Annotated in this window: 14 protein-coding genes, 1 tRNA gene and 2 pseudogenes; 7 read left to right on the forward strand and 10 right to left on the reverse strand. The window is 66.4% G+C overall.

What is annotated here, in order from left to right; translation table 11 throughout:
* Together HW445_RS00005 and HW445_RS00010 are read left to right on the forward strand one after the other, a co-directional pair.
* Nucleotides 1-315 (forward strand): annotated as a pseudogene (locus HW445_RS00005) (replicative DNA helicase); the annotation flags it as partial.
* Nucleotides 316-444: 129 nt separating this feature from the next.
* The gene (locus HW445_RS00010; protein WP_308797942.1) at nucleotides 445-1,776 is read left to right on the forward strand and encodes a DUF317 domain-containing protein; all 1,332 of its coding nucleotides are present in this window, start codon (nucleotides 445-447) and stop codon (nucleotides 1,774-1,776) included.
* A 73-nt stretch (nucleotides 1,777-1,849) separates the two neighbouring features.
* Here HW445_RS00010 and HW445_RS00015 read toward each other — a convergent pair whose 3' ends face one another.
* A complete protein-coding gene (locus HW445_RS00015; RefSeq protein ID WP_180218936.1) occupies nucleotides 1,850-2,746 on the reverse strand; it encodes a DUF5655 domain-containing protein in 897 nt (298 codons plus the stop codon).
* 198 nt (nucleotides 2,747-2,944) lie between these two features.
* Here HW445_RS00015 and HW445_RS00020 point away from each other — a divergent pair.
* Nucleotides 2,945-3,026, forward strand: a tRNA-Arg gene (locus HW445_RS00020).
* 189 nt (nucleotides 3,027-3,215) lie between these two features.
* On the opposite strand, the gene HW445_RS33000 is transcribed toward HW445_RS00020, so the two are convergent.
* The 4 genes from HW445_RS33000 to HW445_RS00035 all read right to left on the reverse strand — a co-directional run bounded on the left by HW445_RS33000 (nucleotide 3,216) and on the right by HW445_RS00035 (nucleotide 6,941).
* Nucleotides 3,216-3,392, reverse strand: coding sequence for a DUF317 domain-containing protein (locus HW445_RS33000; protein WP_257230713.1), 177 nt, complete (start codon nucleotides 3,390-3,392; stop codon nucleotides 3,216-3,218).
* A gap of 36 nt (nucleotides 3,393-3,428) precedes the next feature.
* Nucleotides 3,429-3,830 (reverse strand): DUF317 domain-containing protein, encoded by a 402-nt coding sequence (locus HW445_RS33005; protein WP_308797945.1) that lies wholly within the window; start codon nucleotides 3,828-3,830, stop codon nucleotides 3,429-3,431.
* A 528-nt stretch (nucleotides 3,831-4,358) separates the two neighbouring features.
* Nucleotides 4,359-6,287, reverse strand: a complete 1,929-nt coding sequence (locus HW445_RS00030) for an ATP-dependent endonuclease (RefSeq protein WP_180218937.1) — start codon at nucleotides 6,285-6,287, stop codon at nucleotides 4,359-4,361.
* Nucleotides 6,288-6,707: 420 nt separating this feature from the next.
* The gene (locus HW445_RS00035) at nucleotides 6,708-6,941 is read right to left on the reverse strand and encodes a hypothetical protein (RefSeq protein ID WP_257230707.1); all 234 of its coding nucleotides are present in this window, start codon (nucleotides 6,939-6,941) and stop codon (nucleotides 6,708-6,710) included.
* 103 nt (nucleotides 6,942-7,044) lie between these two features.
* On the opposite strand from HW445_RS00035, the gene HW445_RS00040 reads away from it, so the two are divergent.
* Together HW445_RS00040 and HW445_RS00045 are read left to right on the forward strand one after the other, a co-directional pair.
* Nucleotides 7,045-7,874 (forward strand): IS5 family transposase gene (locus HW445_RS00040; protein WP_257230708.1). Its coding sequence is split into 2 segments (ribosomal slippage): nucleotides 7,045-7,366 and nucleotides 7,366-7,874, totalling 831 coding nucleotides; the frame shifts between segments, so codons are not numbered across the junction.
* Between the two features lie 33 nt (nucleotides 7,875-7,907).
* Nucleotides 7,908-8,165 carry a DUF6221 family protein gene (locus HW445_RS00045; protein ID WP_180218934.1) on the forward strand — a complete coding sequence of 86 codons (258 nt, stop codon included), beginning with the start codon at nucleotides 7,908-7,910 and terminating at the stop codon, nucleotides 8,163-8,165.
* A 19-nt stretch (nucleotides 8,166-8,184) separates the two neighbouring features.
* Here HW445_RS00045 and HW445_RS00050 read toward each other — a convergent pair.
* A pseudogene (locus tag HW445_RS00050) lies at nucleotides 8,185-9,186 on the reverse strand (IS481 family transposase).
* Between the two features lie 5 nt (nucleotides 9,187-9,191).
* Complete coding sequence (locus tag HW445_RS00055) at nucleotides 9,192-10,007, reverse strand: NAD(P)H-binding protein (protein WP_180218938.1); 816 nt, start codon at nucleotides 10,005-10,007, stop codon at nucleotides 9,192-9,194.
* An 87-nt stretch (nucleotides 10,008-10,094) separates the two neighbouring features.
* On the opposite strand from HW445_RS00055, the gene HW445_RS00060 reads away from it, so the two are divergent.
* Both HW445_RS00060 and HW445_RS34025 read left to right on the forward strand, forming a co-directional pair.
* Nucleotides 10,095-10,517: a helix-turn-helix domain-containing protein gene (locus HW445_RS00060; RefSeq protein ID WP_180218939.1), complete on the forward strand. Its 423-nt coding sequence runs from the start codon at nucleotides 10,095-10,097 to the stop codon at nucleotides 10,515-10,517.
* Between the two features lie 513 nt (nucleotides 10,518-11,030).
* Nucleotides 11,031-11,168 (forward strand): DUF6233 domain-containing protein, encoded by a 138-nt coding sequence (locus HW445_RS34025; protein ID WP_308797951.1) that lies wholly within the window; start codon nucleotides 11,031-11,033, stop codon nucleotides 11,166-11,168.
* A 233-nt stretch (nucleotides 11,169-11,401) separates the two neighbouring features.
* On the opposite strand, the gene HW445_RS00065 is transcribed toward HW445_RS34025, so the two are convergent.
* The 3 genes from HW445_RS00065 to HW445_RS00075 all read right to left on the reverse strand — a co-directional run bounded on the left by HW445_RS00065 (nucleotide 11,402) and on the right by HW445_RS00075 (nucleotide 13,242).
* On the reverse strand, nucleotides 11,402-11,542 hold the full coding sequence (locus tag HW445_RS00065) for a hypothetical protein (protein ID WP_180218940.1): 141 nt from the start codon (nucleotides 11,540-11,542) through the stop codon (nucleotides 11,402-11,404).
* 288 nt (nucleotides 11,543-11,830) lie between these two features.
* Nucleotides 11,831-12,454, reverse strand: a complete 624-nt coding sequence (locus HW445_RS00070; RefSeq protein ID WP_180218941.1) for a DUF6518 family protein — start codon at nucleotides 12,452-12,454, stop codon at nucleotides 11,831-11,833.
* Nucleotides 12,455-12,768: 314 nt separating this feature from the next.
* Nucleotides 12,769-13,242, reverse strand: coding sequence for a lactococcin 972 family bacteriocin (locus HW445_RS00075; protein ID WP_180218942.1), 474 nt, complete (start codon nucleotides 13,240-13,242; stop codon nucleotides 12,769-12,771).
* Nucleotides 13,243-13,273: the final 31 nt, after the last annotated feature.

A 13,273-nucleotide genomic window follows, 5' to 3' on the forward strand; every position in this document is an offset into this window, starting at 1 on the left:
GACGTGCTGCGCCTGCTCGCGGAACCAGCTGGCGCCATCGGCCACTGGAGCGAACGGGTCCTCGCCCGCTCCCTGCTCGCCGCCGCCGACCACGCGGGCCGCCGCGTCCAGGAGTACACCGACGACCCGACGAACACCCCCTCGCAACTCGCTGCCGGGGCACGCCGCGCACTGGCCGACCTCCGCGCCGTCCGTACGCGCTGGGAGCACGCCACCGAGCAGGCCCCGCCGCCTCAGCGGCCACGCCTCGCCCCCACCACCCGCGCCGGCCCGCCAACTACCGCGTCCCCGCGCCCCGCCCGGACCACCCGATAGCACCCCGCACACACCGGTGGCCGGACCTCACAGGTCCGGCCATCGGTGCAGGAGATGACAGCGCACATGACACCCCAGCCCATTGACGCCCGAGTCAGCCTCGACACACACCCCTCCCACCCCAGTGCCGTGACCGCCCTGCTCACCGGCTCACAGTCCGACGCGGCCCGGTCTGAACTGGAGAGCGCCGGCTGGGAGTACGTGACGGCGCGCACCTGGGTCCTGGCCCGCATCGATCACGAGGAGCCCTACTGGGCCGAGCAAACCGCTCAGAAGCTGACGGCCAGCGGGATCACCGTCGACATCACCCCCCGACTGCGGGAGGCCATCGACGAAGAATGGACCTGGGCCAACTACCCGATGCCCTGGTGCACCCGCACCGAGATCCGGGAAGTCTCCGACGAAGCCCAGAAGATCTACGACGACATCCGCCACGGCAGGCTCCTCATCCACGCCCACGCCCCCGACGGCCACACCACCGTCGCCGTCGGCACCTGCCCCGACACCGGCAAGAGCGTCTATCTGCACGGGGAGAACCACCTGCGGACGGTCGCCTCCAGCTACGAATCGCCCACCCAGGCCCTGGCCGACTTCCAGAAGTACCACGGCTCCGAGATGCGCCTGGGCCCCGCGCCCCAGACCAGCACCGAACGCGCCGCCGAAGAAGCCCGCACCCTGCTCTCCGTCACGAGAGTCGAGAGCGAACCGAACCACGGCGAGCCGGAGACCGTCCCGGCCTACGCAGCCGATGCCGGCGACGACGCCCTCCTCGACGCGTTCCTCGACACACACCGCGACTGGCAGAAGTGGAGGACCTGGTCGGACGACACGACCCACGCCATCCACGAGGACCAGACCCTCCGCATCGAACGCGTCCACGAAACCGCCGCCCACGAAACCGCGTGGACCGTGGCCGCCTACGCCACCCCCATCTCCGAGCGCGCCTGGGTACTCACCGCGACCGGCGGAACCCCCGCACCCGTGCTGCAGGAACTGCTGGACCACCTCGCCGACAACGCCAACCGGAACACCAACACCAGGATCGACGAGAAAACGGTTACCGCCGCCACCCAGCCCCTCATCGAAGCCGGGTGGAAGCACACCATGGACGGCCGAGGGATCTGCTGGACATCACCCCGCGGCGACGCTGCCGTCAAGTTCGACGCCTTCGCCGCCCAGCACCCCGACAAGGCCCTCACCACCTGGACCGCCTGGGCCAGCGCAGGCCCTACTCAGCTCCTCTGGACCCTCACCGCCTCCACGCACACGCCGACACCGCTCCTCGCCGCCCTCACCGAAACCCTCGCCACCGGCACCGGCACCCGCAGCCGCAGCACCCGTTACGCAAGCCTGAGCGCCTCCACTTCGGTCATCCCAGACGCGCACGCGGCTCCAGGCCCCAGCCTGAGCAAGGCAGCGCCCACTTGTCCGCCTACGGGGGCCGGGCGACGAGGTCGCTGATCCGTCAGCCTCAGCGGAAGGCCCCGCTCGCGCACCACCATGCACCTCGAGGCCGAGTGGCGGCGTCACACGATCAAGCTGCCGTGTAGCTCGCGCGGAAGAGGTCAAGGGCACGGTCCAGGTCCCGCTCGCTGCGCAACTGCACCTCCAGGTCTCCCCTGCCGTGGTGTCCGAGCCCTGTCACGTCCCGGGTGAACCCGGGTGAGAGGTCCACCGTCTTCGGGTCCGCCTTCAGGTAGACCAGCACCTTGGCCTGCTGGGGCGGCGGCAGGCAGGCGAAGTTCCGCAGCCGCTGGTAAGCCGTGTACGTCTTGCGCTGGACCCGGGTGACACCGTCCCCAAGGCCGCACAGGACCTCGTCGGCGGCCAGGGCCAGCTCAGCCATGGCACCGGTCTGCTTCCGCGCCGCCGGCAGCACGCCCGTACCCCGGCGAGCCCTCCTGCCCAAGTTCCGCTGCCCGGTGACCGAGGCCACGGTCTCAAGCCCGATGAGGTCATTGCCGAAGTACCGGTAGCGGACGAGGTCGATACTCCGCCGGTACTCGCGTATGGCGTGGGCGTCGTAGCGGCTGAAGTCCCCGGCAATGCAGATCAGCCGAGGCGCGCTCCACAGGATGTGAGCCGCGGCCTGTGCTCCGAGCCGATCGCGAACCAAGCTGTCGAAGACACGCCTGTGCGAGGTCAGCCACGCCATGTAGTACAGGCCCTGGTTGATCACTCCGGCATCCGTGCCGCGCTTGTACTCGACGATCACCGGCGCCCCGTTCTCGTCGATCCCCAACGAGTCGATCCGCCCTCCGTCGACGCAGTCGATGACGTACTCGCTCGCCAGGAACCTGACCCCCAGCAGCGCCTCCATGTGCGTCTCGACGAAGCGCTGCACATCTGCCTCGACCTCGGCAAGACGAGGCTGCACCTCAATCACGCGGCAATTCGTCATATCCGTGCGGAACAGCTTCAGGCCCGACACCTTCCCCTCCTCGGCTAAGGGATCACTCAACGCCCCACCGGCTCGGGATATTTCCGCGCACCGGGCTGGAGTGTAAGGATGGTGTGCGAAGGCGCTGCCGGGCCGCTGCACGGCGCCGGTGTCCCACGGCTCAACGAGATCGACAGATCCCACATACGTCCCACAGAACCAGTGACGGCTAGTCAGGACGCTACGTCTGCCCAGGTCAGCGACCCCTCATCGGAGATCGGCCAAGCGCCTTCTAAGCGCTTGGCCGCAGGTTCGAGTCCTGCCGGGGGCGCAACACCGGGACCCTCCTTCGGGAGGGTCCTTTTTGCTGGTCCGGGGCGGTTTTCGGTCCGGGGGGTGGGGGTGCTCGGGGGCAGCCCGTGGATGGCTTGATCTGTCCGGCTGAAACCGGCCAAGGGCGGCCTCCGGCGACCGTTCGACCCAAAAACGGCCCGAAGTTTTAGGCCGCCCACTGCCCGCTTCACTCCGCCCCACTCGCTCTTCCCTGTCGGTCAACCCCGGGCTGGACGACCGTCAGTCGTCCCTGGACTCCCGCGGGCAGGCAGGAACGCTGCACGGGGTACGGCGAGGCGAGCGAGGAGGCGAAGATCGCGACGAGGTCATGCGGCACGCTGCTGCTGAAGGTGGTGCACCACAGGTACGGATCCCCGACGACGGGCTCCGCCCACGCCTGTCAGCCGAACCTTCCGGGCCGCGGGTCGGCATCGCGGACGAGCAGGGGCACCTCCTCTAAGGAGATGCCGGCCGAGAGTCCGGGAGCGAGGGCAGCCGTGTGCGGACGGTCGATGTCGCGAGCCCACCCCTGGGCGCAGACCGCCGCTACGACGGTCTCGGGACTGTCGAAGGAGCCCGCCGATTCCGAGCGGGCGTCGAGGGCGAGAAGGAAGTCGGTCAGCGCCTCATGGGGGACGCCGGCGGTGAAGTACGCGTTCCATTCCGTCAGCGCGCTGGTCGGACGGGTCCGGGCCGAGACCTGCCAGGCAACCGGAAGGTCTCCCAGTTCGAAGGAGCAGGCGGCGCGCGTCCACTCGGCGCCGCACAGCCCGTCGGGGCTTGTTGTAGAGGAGGGTGTCACGGGCGGTCGGCCACATCCGCCAGCAAGCGGACGTGGGGACCACGCCCACCTGGTCGGCGAGAGCCTCATCGTCGCCTGCCAGGTGGCGAGGGGTGACCCAGTAGATCGGGTCGGGGAGGAAGGAGTCATCGTGGTGCTGCCGGTACAGGGCGCCTCCATGCCGCTGAGGTTCTGGGCGGTCGTCTACATTGACATGGCCGCAGGGACGTCTCCAATCCCTCGGGCTTCTTCCCTGTCTGCCTCCGGCGAACTGGCACGGCAGAAGGGCCCGGCCGTGGCCGAGCCCCTCTGATCCGGTATCGCGGCCCTCTCAGCGCCTGTCGGCTGTGGGCGTGATGATCCGCCGCATGACCACCTGGCTCGCCAGCACCGGCTTCGCCCGCTACGCGCTCATCCCAGAGGCGCTGCTTCCGACATGGGAAGGGACCGAGGCGGACGAGGTGATCGACGAGTACGTGGCGGCCCTGCGCCTGGCCGGTACGCAGCGACGCCCCGGCCAGGCCAGATCCTCTCCTACCCTCGGTTCATCTAGCGCTTGGGGAGCAGGGAGTTGAGTCGCGTGAACAGCTGGTCGGCGCGCGTGATCGTTGCCGCGTCGATGCGCGGGGCGAGCGCTGCCTGTTCGCGGAGGAGAACGGCAGCCGGCTTGTAGTGGTTGAACCGAGTGGCAATCTTGCGCTTCTTGAACACCGTCTCGATCTGCCGGACGACGCGGGGGTCCTTGGCGTTGAGTTCCGCGGTGTCGATCGGGGTGGTGAGCTGGTCCGCGTAGGCACGGTTGACGAGGTCGAGGTAGAAGTCGCGGTCGAACAGGTCCTCGACATCTGCATCACCCGTGCCGGTGAACTCGCTGATCTCGACGAGGCCGTTCTTGGCAAGCTGGTTGTTGTCCCGGAGGCGCTGGACGGCCCCGACGTCCTTGGTGCTGGAGTCGACAAGGACGGCGACGTTCAGCTTGTTCGCGCCCAGCAGGGTCACGAAGGTAGACAGCTTGCCGGAGCCACCGATGGGGGTCTTCACCCAGCGAGGATCGAGTCCGGTGGAGCCGTTTGCCTCGGCGACGTCGGTGAGGACATCGAGGTAGATCAGGTCGCTCGGGCCTTCGAGGAGCAGGGTGTGCTCGCCCACAAACAGCGTCTGGGTCATCTCGACACCCATCGCGGTCAGGAGCGGGAAGGCGGTGTCCTCGTCGGCCTTGAAGATCTCCGAGGAGACCTTCGCTCCGCCGCGCTCCAAGTCCATGACCGTCCTGACCCTCTGGAGGTTGTCGGGGTCAACCATGAACGGGGAGTGGGTGGTGTAGAGGACCTGGTGCTTGGGGGCAAGGCGCTCGTCGATGAGACGGAGCAGGTCCTCCTGGGCCCGGCCATGAAGGGACAAGCCGGGCTCGTCCAGGAGGAGAATCAGGTCAGTGCTGCCCGCCGCTTCCAGCTCGTTGAAGTAGGCGAGGAAGGAGAAGAACCACACGAAGCCGCGGGACCGCTCGTCGAACGGCACCGAGGCGCGGTGCCGGGTGTTGAAGACGCGGACCTGTAGGATCGGTCCCTCGTCGAAGGGCGGCAGGGCTCCGGTCTCAGGGGCCAGGACCTTCAGCTGCACTTCCAGCTCGGTGTTCTGCGACCAGTAGTCGAAGACCTCGTCCGAGATGACATTGCCGGAGTTCTCCAGTTCCCGGATGAGCCGTTCGTGCTGGTCGGAGTCCTGGAACTCCTCCGGCGAAACTCCCGCCATGTCCAGCAGGCTCAGCAGAGCCCGCTCACCGCGCGTAATATCTCCGGACGCTCGCCGCCGGATCAGATCGGGCAGGGCGACCTTGCCCGGCATCGTGTCGTAGTCCGCGAAGTAGACGAACTTCGGCATCGACGGGCTGGCGTACTGGTCGATGAGGTGACACCCGAGACTGCCGTTACGCCAGCCGCGGATGCGGTCGGCCAGCGCGGTGGCGTCGGACGGAAGCTCATCCAGTTCGTCGAAGGCATCGAGGAGGTCCGCGACGGTCTTCGCACTCCCGAGGGCCTTGGCGGCTGCAGCCGGAAGGTCCAGGGCGGAGCGCAGGTGGTTGACGACCTCGGACTCGTCGTGGGAGAAGGTGAAGGTCTTGGTGTTGTCGCGGTAGCCGATGACGACGTCGAACTCGGGGCTCTTCATGGCTTTGGGGCCGAGCTCCTCCGCGATGGCCTTCATCTCCGCGTCGTCGAAACGGAACGTGGCCCGGACCACGGGGATCTTCTGGCCGGCCGGGATCTGCTTCCGCTCGCGGGTCTTGCGGGCGGGGAAGTCGACCACCTCGTCGAAGGTGGCGGCCTCCACGGGGTTGAGCCGGAAGAGCGCCTGGAGGAGGGTCGTCTTGCCCGACTCGTTCTTCCCGACGAGGCAGGTGACGTCTTCCTCGATGTCGAATATGTCGGAGTCTTCGACGGACCGGTAGTTGGTGATGTGTGCCTTGATCAGGTGCATCTTGCCTGGTGGGTCCTTCCTCACGTGTGCGCGAGGCCCGGCGTGCCAGGTCGAGAGGCGGTGGTCACAACAGCGCGGCACTGGGTGCCTTCGGCGTTGCGTTCGAGGTATGTTCCAGATGCCAATCAGGAGAGACCCCGGTGCCCGTCGACCTCGACGCTGCCGGGGTCCTCTTTGAGCTAGATCTGAGGGTAGCGCCCGTCTCTGACAACTCCGCTCGACTTGTCTCCCTGTGGCCTCACCGTGCTGCAGGCCGCGGTTGGGTCGGGGAGGCCCCGGAGGTTGTCGGGCCTCTCGGCCAGCTGAAGGCGGAGCTGGCGGTTCTCCATCACGACCTAGTGCAGTGCGCCGACGAGTACCTCGTTGTCGGCCTTGAGCCGGTCGTTCTCCTTCAGTGCTTCGGCTCGGAGTTCCACGACCTCAGCCACCACGCCGCGCACTGGAGGCAGCCCTGGGAGCCGGGGAGCCGACGCCTGCGGGGAGTGTCTGGGGTCCTTCGATGCGTCGCTGGAGCTCGGCGATCTGGCCGGTGATGCAGCGGGCGTAGGTGGAGAGCAGGACAGGGACGCTGTTGCCCGCCCAGTCGGCGAGGGAGCGCTTGTCGACGGCGCCGGACGTCTTCGGGGCGGTGTTCTCGCCCTTCCCCTTGGGCATGGGGTTGGACTGGAGGACGTTCTGGCGGACGACTAGAGCGTGTCTCTTTGATCGGTTGGTCAGTTGATCGGATGTGTCCGTCCGATTAGTGATCACTGATGCGATGTGGGACCGGATCGAGCCGCTGATGCCGGCCGATCCGGTCCGTGGTCGGCGATGGGCCGACCACCGCCGGACCCTGGAGGCCATCGCGTGGAAGTACCGCACCGGCTCGCCCTGGCGGGACCTGCCGGACGAGTTCGGCTCGTTCCAGACTGCTCACAAACGGCTGATCAGGTGGGCCGTGGATGGAACCTGGGAACGCATCCTCGCCGCAGTTCTGGCAGCGGCCGACGCCGCTGACGACATCGGCTGGACCGTCTCGGTGGACTCCACCGTCTGCCGGGCCCACCAGCACGCCGCAGGAGCCAGGAAAAGGGGGCGCCGGGCCGGGTCGAACCTGACGACCACGCCCTCGGACGCTCCCGCGGCGGCCTGAGCACGAAAGTCCACCTTGCCAGCGACAGCCGTGCACGGCCCCTGGCCCTTCGCGTCACCGCAGGCCAGGCGGGCGACGCCCCTGCCTTCGAGACCGTCATGGCAGGCATCCGTGTTCCGCGAAACGGACTCGGAAGACCGAGGACTCGGCCGGAGGCCGTCCTGGCGGACCGCGCGTATTCGTCCCGCGCGATCCGGAAGCACCTCCGCCGACGCGGGATCCGCGCTGTCATCCCCCAGCCGTCCGACCAGGTCGGCCACCGCCTGCGGCGAGGCAGCGCTGGCGGTCGCCCACCAGCGTTCGACGCCGAGGCGTACAAGCAGCGCAATGCCGTCGAGCGGTGCATCAACCGACTCAAGCAGTGGCGCGGCCTGGCGATGCGAACGGACAAGCTCGCGATCGCCTACCAGGCCGCACTCCACCTCGCCGCCATCCTCATCTGGACAGCCGCTTGACCGCCGAAGCACCTTCCCCGCGAAGATGGCCACATGGACGATCTTGTCAAGTTCCTCGTCGCACGCATCATGGACGACAACCACGCCTACGCCTACGTGGCCGACACCCTGGGCGGCGAGGCTCTTCTCGACAGCCATCTCCCCATGCTCGACCTGACCGAGCAACTGGCGAACGACTACAAAGCCATGGGCCCCTCGGACTCCCGCTCGACCGGGCTGGCATACGCGCTGCGAGTCCTTGCCCAGTCATACGCCGAGCACCCCGCCTACCAGCAGGAATGGCGCCCATAACCTTTCAAGGAGACAGGCCCTAGTTGTATGAGGTCTGGACGTTCGTGACGCCGTCTCGCAGCCGAGTTACCGGCGGCCGTCCGGCTGCAGCGCCGTGTGGGCGGTGGTAGTTGTAGTGGATGTTCCAGACAGTGAGAGCGTCGCGGCGTTGTTCCTCGGACAACCAGGTGCGGGCGTAGAGGAACTCTTCGGAAAGGATCCGGTTGTACCTTTCCACCTTCCCGTTGTGGCGGGGCGTGTAGGGCGTGATCCGCTGGTGTCGCGACCCAAGCAGCGCCCGCGAGAACGCCTCGGCGCGGTAGCAGGCTCCGTTGTCGGTGACGATGCGCTCGATGCGGGTGATCCCGGGCGCGGTGAACCATGCGCGGGCCCGGTGCATGAACGCGATCGCGGTGGTGGCCTTCTCGTCGGCCAGTGCCTCGGTGTAGGCGAGGCGGGAGTAGCCGTCGACAGCGGAGTGGAGGTAAACGTAGCCCCCGCGTTTGGTCTTTCTCTTGCTGCGCTCGGCGCTCTTGGCCTGGTCGCTGCCACGACCGTGGACGCGCCATCCGCCGCCGTCGGGGATCCGTCCGACCTTCTTCACATCGAGGTGGATCATGTGGCCGGGCCTGCGGGCCGTGATCTTGCGAGGCTCACGGTTTGAGTTACCGTTCGGGTCGATGAACTTGCGGCGATTCAGCCCGAGTGCGAGCAGGTGGCGAGAGACCGTGCGACGGCTGATGTCGGTTCCCTCGGCTTGGAGTTCGAAGGCGATCCGCGAGGCGGACCACTTCATCGTGCGGCGTAGGTCCTCAATCCGTGCCACGACGTCAGGGACGGTGGCGGTCGGCTGGCGGCGAGGGGTTGAGGAACGATCCAGGAGGCCGAGATCTCCGTGCTGCCGGTGCCGGTTGACCCACTTCGATGCGCACGCGCGAGAGATGCTCATCTCGGCGGCAACGTGTGCGATAGGCCGGGTCTAGCAGCGTTCGACCAGACGCCGGCGACCTTCGAGTGACAGCGGTGCGTTGCGATGAACCATCCGGGTTAGCGTGCGGCGGGGCGCATCGCGGCTGCCGTGTCTGCTGCGACGGTGAGCGCGTCGGTGAGCGGTCGGTCGAGTAGTTGCACGAGGTCGGGGCTGGTGTTGCTGAGGAACCCGTGGCGGACGCTGCTCGCAATCGAGGCGAGCATCGGCGGCTGGAACGGCAACAGGCCGCTATCGGCGAGCAGTCGCTCGCGGTACTGGCCCAGCGCGATCGTTCGGTGAGCGACGTCGAGCCGTTGGACGATCCCGGCCACGGTGATCGGTTCGCCGACCAGGTCGTAGGTCTTCCCCGCGTGCACGGTCGGATTGCTGGCCACGATGGCTGCCGCGGCGGCCAGGTCGGCCCGCGCGACCGCAGAGAGCGCCCCCTCGCCGAACGCTGATTCGAGGCCCTCGGATGTCCAGGTCAGCAGCGCACCGAAGAGCTCGGCGTAGAGCCCGTTGCGCAGGATCGTCCACACGAGTCCGCTGGCCTTGACCAGCTGCTCAGTGGCCCGGTGGGCGAGCGCGAACCCAAGGTGGTCGCCGGCCCCGGTCAGGCTGGTGTAGACCACATAGGTGACACCGTCACGCACCGCAGCGTCGAGGACGGCCCGGTGACGAGCCACAACCTGGTCGTCCTCGGCGTACCCCGCCGACACCAGGACCAGCGTGGAAACGCCGGTGAGGTCGAGGGTTGCGGGGTCATCGAAGTCGAGGCGTCGTTGTCCGTAGCCGGGCGATCGACTCCCGCCTACTGCGGGGGCGTCGCGCTCGGCCAACTCCTGAAGTGTGAGGGAAGCGAGCTGTCCGTTAGCGCCGGTCACCAGGATCATTGTGGTTCTGTCTCCTACCGTGGTTCTCTTTAGTAACTACGGTGAGATCTTGAACCGGCCTCGGTCGGTTCACAAGGAGGCAGTTTCGTGTCAGTGACGCACACCGAGGTAACCGCTGGGCCCGCAGAGCTGGAGCCGTGCGGGCAGCCAGACCACCCCGATTGCGGGATCCGTGACGTCCTCGATCGGGTCGGGGACAAGTGGTCAGTCCTCGTGATCGTCGAACTCGCCAACGGGCCGCGCCGTTTCCGGCAACTCCAGCGGGCCATCGACGGGATCTCCCAGCGAATGCTGACCCTCACAGTGCGCCGCCTGGAGCGAGATGGTCTGGTGCTGCGGACCGTGTATCCGACCGTGCCAGCTCAGGTCGACTACCGACTCACGGAGACCGGAGCGAGCCTCACCCATCTCGTCAAGGCGCTGACCGACTGGTCGTTGGAGCACCGCGACGGCATCGCCCGTGCCCGCCAAGCCTACGACGACCAGCACCCCGAGAACGAGATCCGATGACTACGGGAGCGTCAACAACCTGCTGACCCGCAACAGTTAGTGGTGAGGATTCCGGCGTAGACGTGGCGCAGCTCGGTACCGACCGAGAGGGTGTCCCACCGCGGGTGCCGGTAGATGTTGACGAGGGCGAGGCTCGCGCGGTCCCGCAGTGCGACGGGGGCGGTGAAGTTCGGGCTGACGGTGGCGTGGCACAACAAGGGAGGTGCGTGGCTGTACGTGCTGCGTGCGGGCGACAAGCGGCACGAGGACTACGCGCCTCTGCCGAAGGTAGGCACGTGACCCGTGGCCTAAAATAGAACGTGCGAACGATGCCCCGTCTCGTCTGGAGCTGCTGCGGTTCACCCGCCGCGTCGTGGAGCAGCAGGCCGCGGTGGTCTGGCCCAGATCGACGGCTGGATCGCTGCGGAGGAGCGGCGCCAGGCGGCGAGGGAGCGGGCCGCGGCGGAGCGTGCACCGGCCGGTGACTGGCTGATCGAGCGGGAGCTGAACGGGCAGCACAACGGGGCTGTCTACGTGCACGTCGGTGGCTGCTGGGATGCAGGGAAGAGAGCCCGGTCGGCGAGTCGGGACGCGACGGTTCGCGCGCTGACCGAGGGCCTCGAGCCCTGCCCGCAGTGCCGGCCGGATACCGAGTTGGGCGTCCGGGACTGACGCGCGAGAGCCCCCCACCGTTTCAGGTCGGTAGAGGGCTCTCGCGTACGCTCTCCCCCCACTTGCCGTGCTGTCGGTGAGGGTTACCCATCCGGAGCCGCGACAGGGGGGTGCTGGCGCGGCGGGCGCAGTAGGCGACCCGGGAGACCTTCCGCAGTTCACAGGCTCGCTTGACGTTGCGATCTGCACGTTTCTCCGCCTGAATGAACGGGTGGACGTTCACCGGGTCTTCTTCACAAGGGAGCCGTGGCGCCTTTGAGGACCTCGACGTCCTTGCGCAGGCGCCAGTCCTCCCGCCTCAGTCGGGCCAGCTCGTCCCGCTCGGCGCTGGTCAGACCGTCCTTCTCGCCGCCGTCACCCTGGGCCTGGTTCACCCCATAGCCTCAACCTCGGTCACCGTCAGGTCGCGATCCCGTGCGACTTGACCAATCGTGCGGTCACCACGACGGCACAACTCGACGATCTCGCCCTTGAACTCCGGCGTGAACGATCGGCGGGGCGGGCGTGGCTTCTTTTCCCCACGCTCTCCATGGTGGACATCCTTCCGGGGGCTTAACCCCTAATCTCGGATGTCCGTCAAACCGAAGCAGGCCCAACATCAAACCACGCTCATCATCCCTCTCGCGAGATGATGGAGCATTAGGTCGCGGTGAGCTTCAGATTCACGATGAATGAATACGCCTTTTGGACAGCGTCCGCCAATATTCATAAATGGAATATCCTGCAATCGCGAACAAAATGATCATAGCCGCGATGCGCGTTGCGCACCAAGTTGTTCCAACAACCGGCTGCTGCAGCGAAGCTTCCGTACTAAGCCGCACCGAGGTCTCCGCGATTACAACCAAGGGAACAGCTGCTCGAAAAGCGTGACGCTTGTAGCCGTTTCGCGACAGGTTGCCGAGCAATCCCAAAATCGGCCCGAAGAGACAGGCGGTGAAACACCAGAGGGCGATAAAGGAAATGAACTGACCCCACGCGAAATATGTCGTCTGTCCGGTGTGGTCGCCTAGGTCCACTTTGAGGAAATCACCTTGCACTGCTTTGGTGACATAATAGGCAAGCGTTGCACAGACTAGAGACACCACCCCCATCACGCAAGATCGCCGTTTTCTCTTTTCCGCCATGCCGGCGAAATACGAAAGGGCCGCCCAACTCCACCCGCTACTCAGCGTGATGTGTGCGACATGTGCCGCCTGTCCGTCTACAGACAAGAGCAGGGGGCCGCAGACTCCTACGATCCCGCCGAGCACTGCGACAGATGCGGGTGAGGTGACTCGATATTGCATTCTATTACCTGGCTGACGGTGCGACGTGGGCAGGGAATTAAGATGGCTGGTGAGGTATGGGTGAAGCCCTGGCCTGTGTAAATACTTCAGCCAGGGCTTCCGTGGAGCTGGTGGTGCGCTGCGCTCTACCGAGCGACACGTGAGGGCACAATTCAACGTAGAGGCGGTGACGATGAAACGGCTGGCGCATTCGGAGACCAGTATGCAGGCGATCACTGTAAAGTGCAGATGCGTTTTCGTCAAGACGGCTTACAGCATCCGATCATATCGGCCATCCAGTCACCAACTGCAAGCATCACGCCTACACGAAGATTTTAATAGACGCCCCAGTAGGTGTAGCAAGTGTAGCCATATCCGGTGTTGACCCGAGCGTTAGCCCAAATGTCTGCCGCCTGGATATCCTTGTCAGTTTGGCTTGCCATGGAAACGGAGGCCGAATGCTTCTTGGTCCGGTGCATGTAATTCGAGTAGCATCCCTTGATCTGCGTGGAGGCCACCAGTTCGGTTCCGTAAGTCCAGGTGCCGCCGCCAGCACTCTCGTCTGCTCCAGTAGCAGAAAACGCCTTTGCTGCTGGGTCGACGGAGAACACGGCGACGCCCCATTCGACGGGCTTCTCTCCATGCGGCCCTCTAAGGCTTGCCGGCGGGGCAACGGGGCTCGACGCCGTATAGTGCGCGGTGTGCAGCTTCGGGGTAGCCGCGGTGGCGCTCCCCGACGTGGCTACAGATCCAGCAGCTGCCATGATGAGCACGGCGGCGAACGTCGCTATCTTCCCGGATATCTTCACGAGTCGGTTCCTCCGATTACGTTTGAGAAAA

Source organism: Streptomyces sp. UH6 (assembly GCF_013421635.1).
Taxonomy (GTDB): domain Bacteria; phylum Actinomycetota; class Actinomycetes; order Streptomycetales; family Streptomycetaceae; genus Streptomyces; species Streptomyces abyssomicinicus.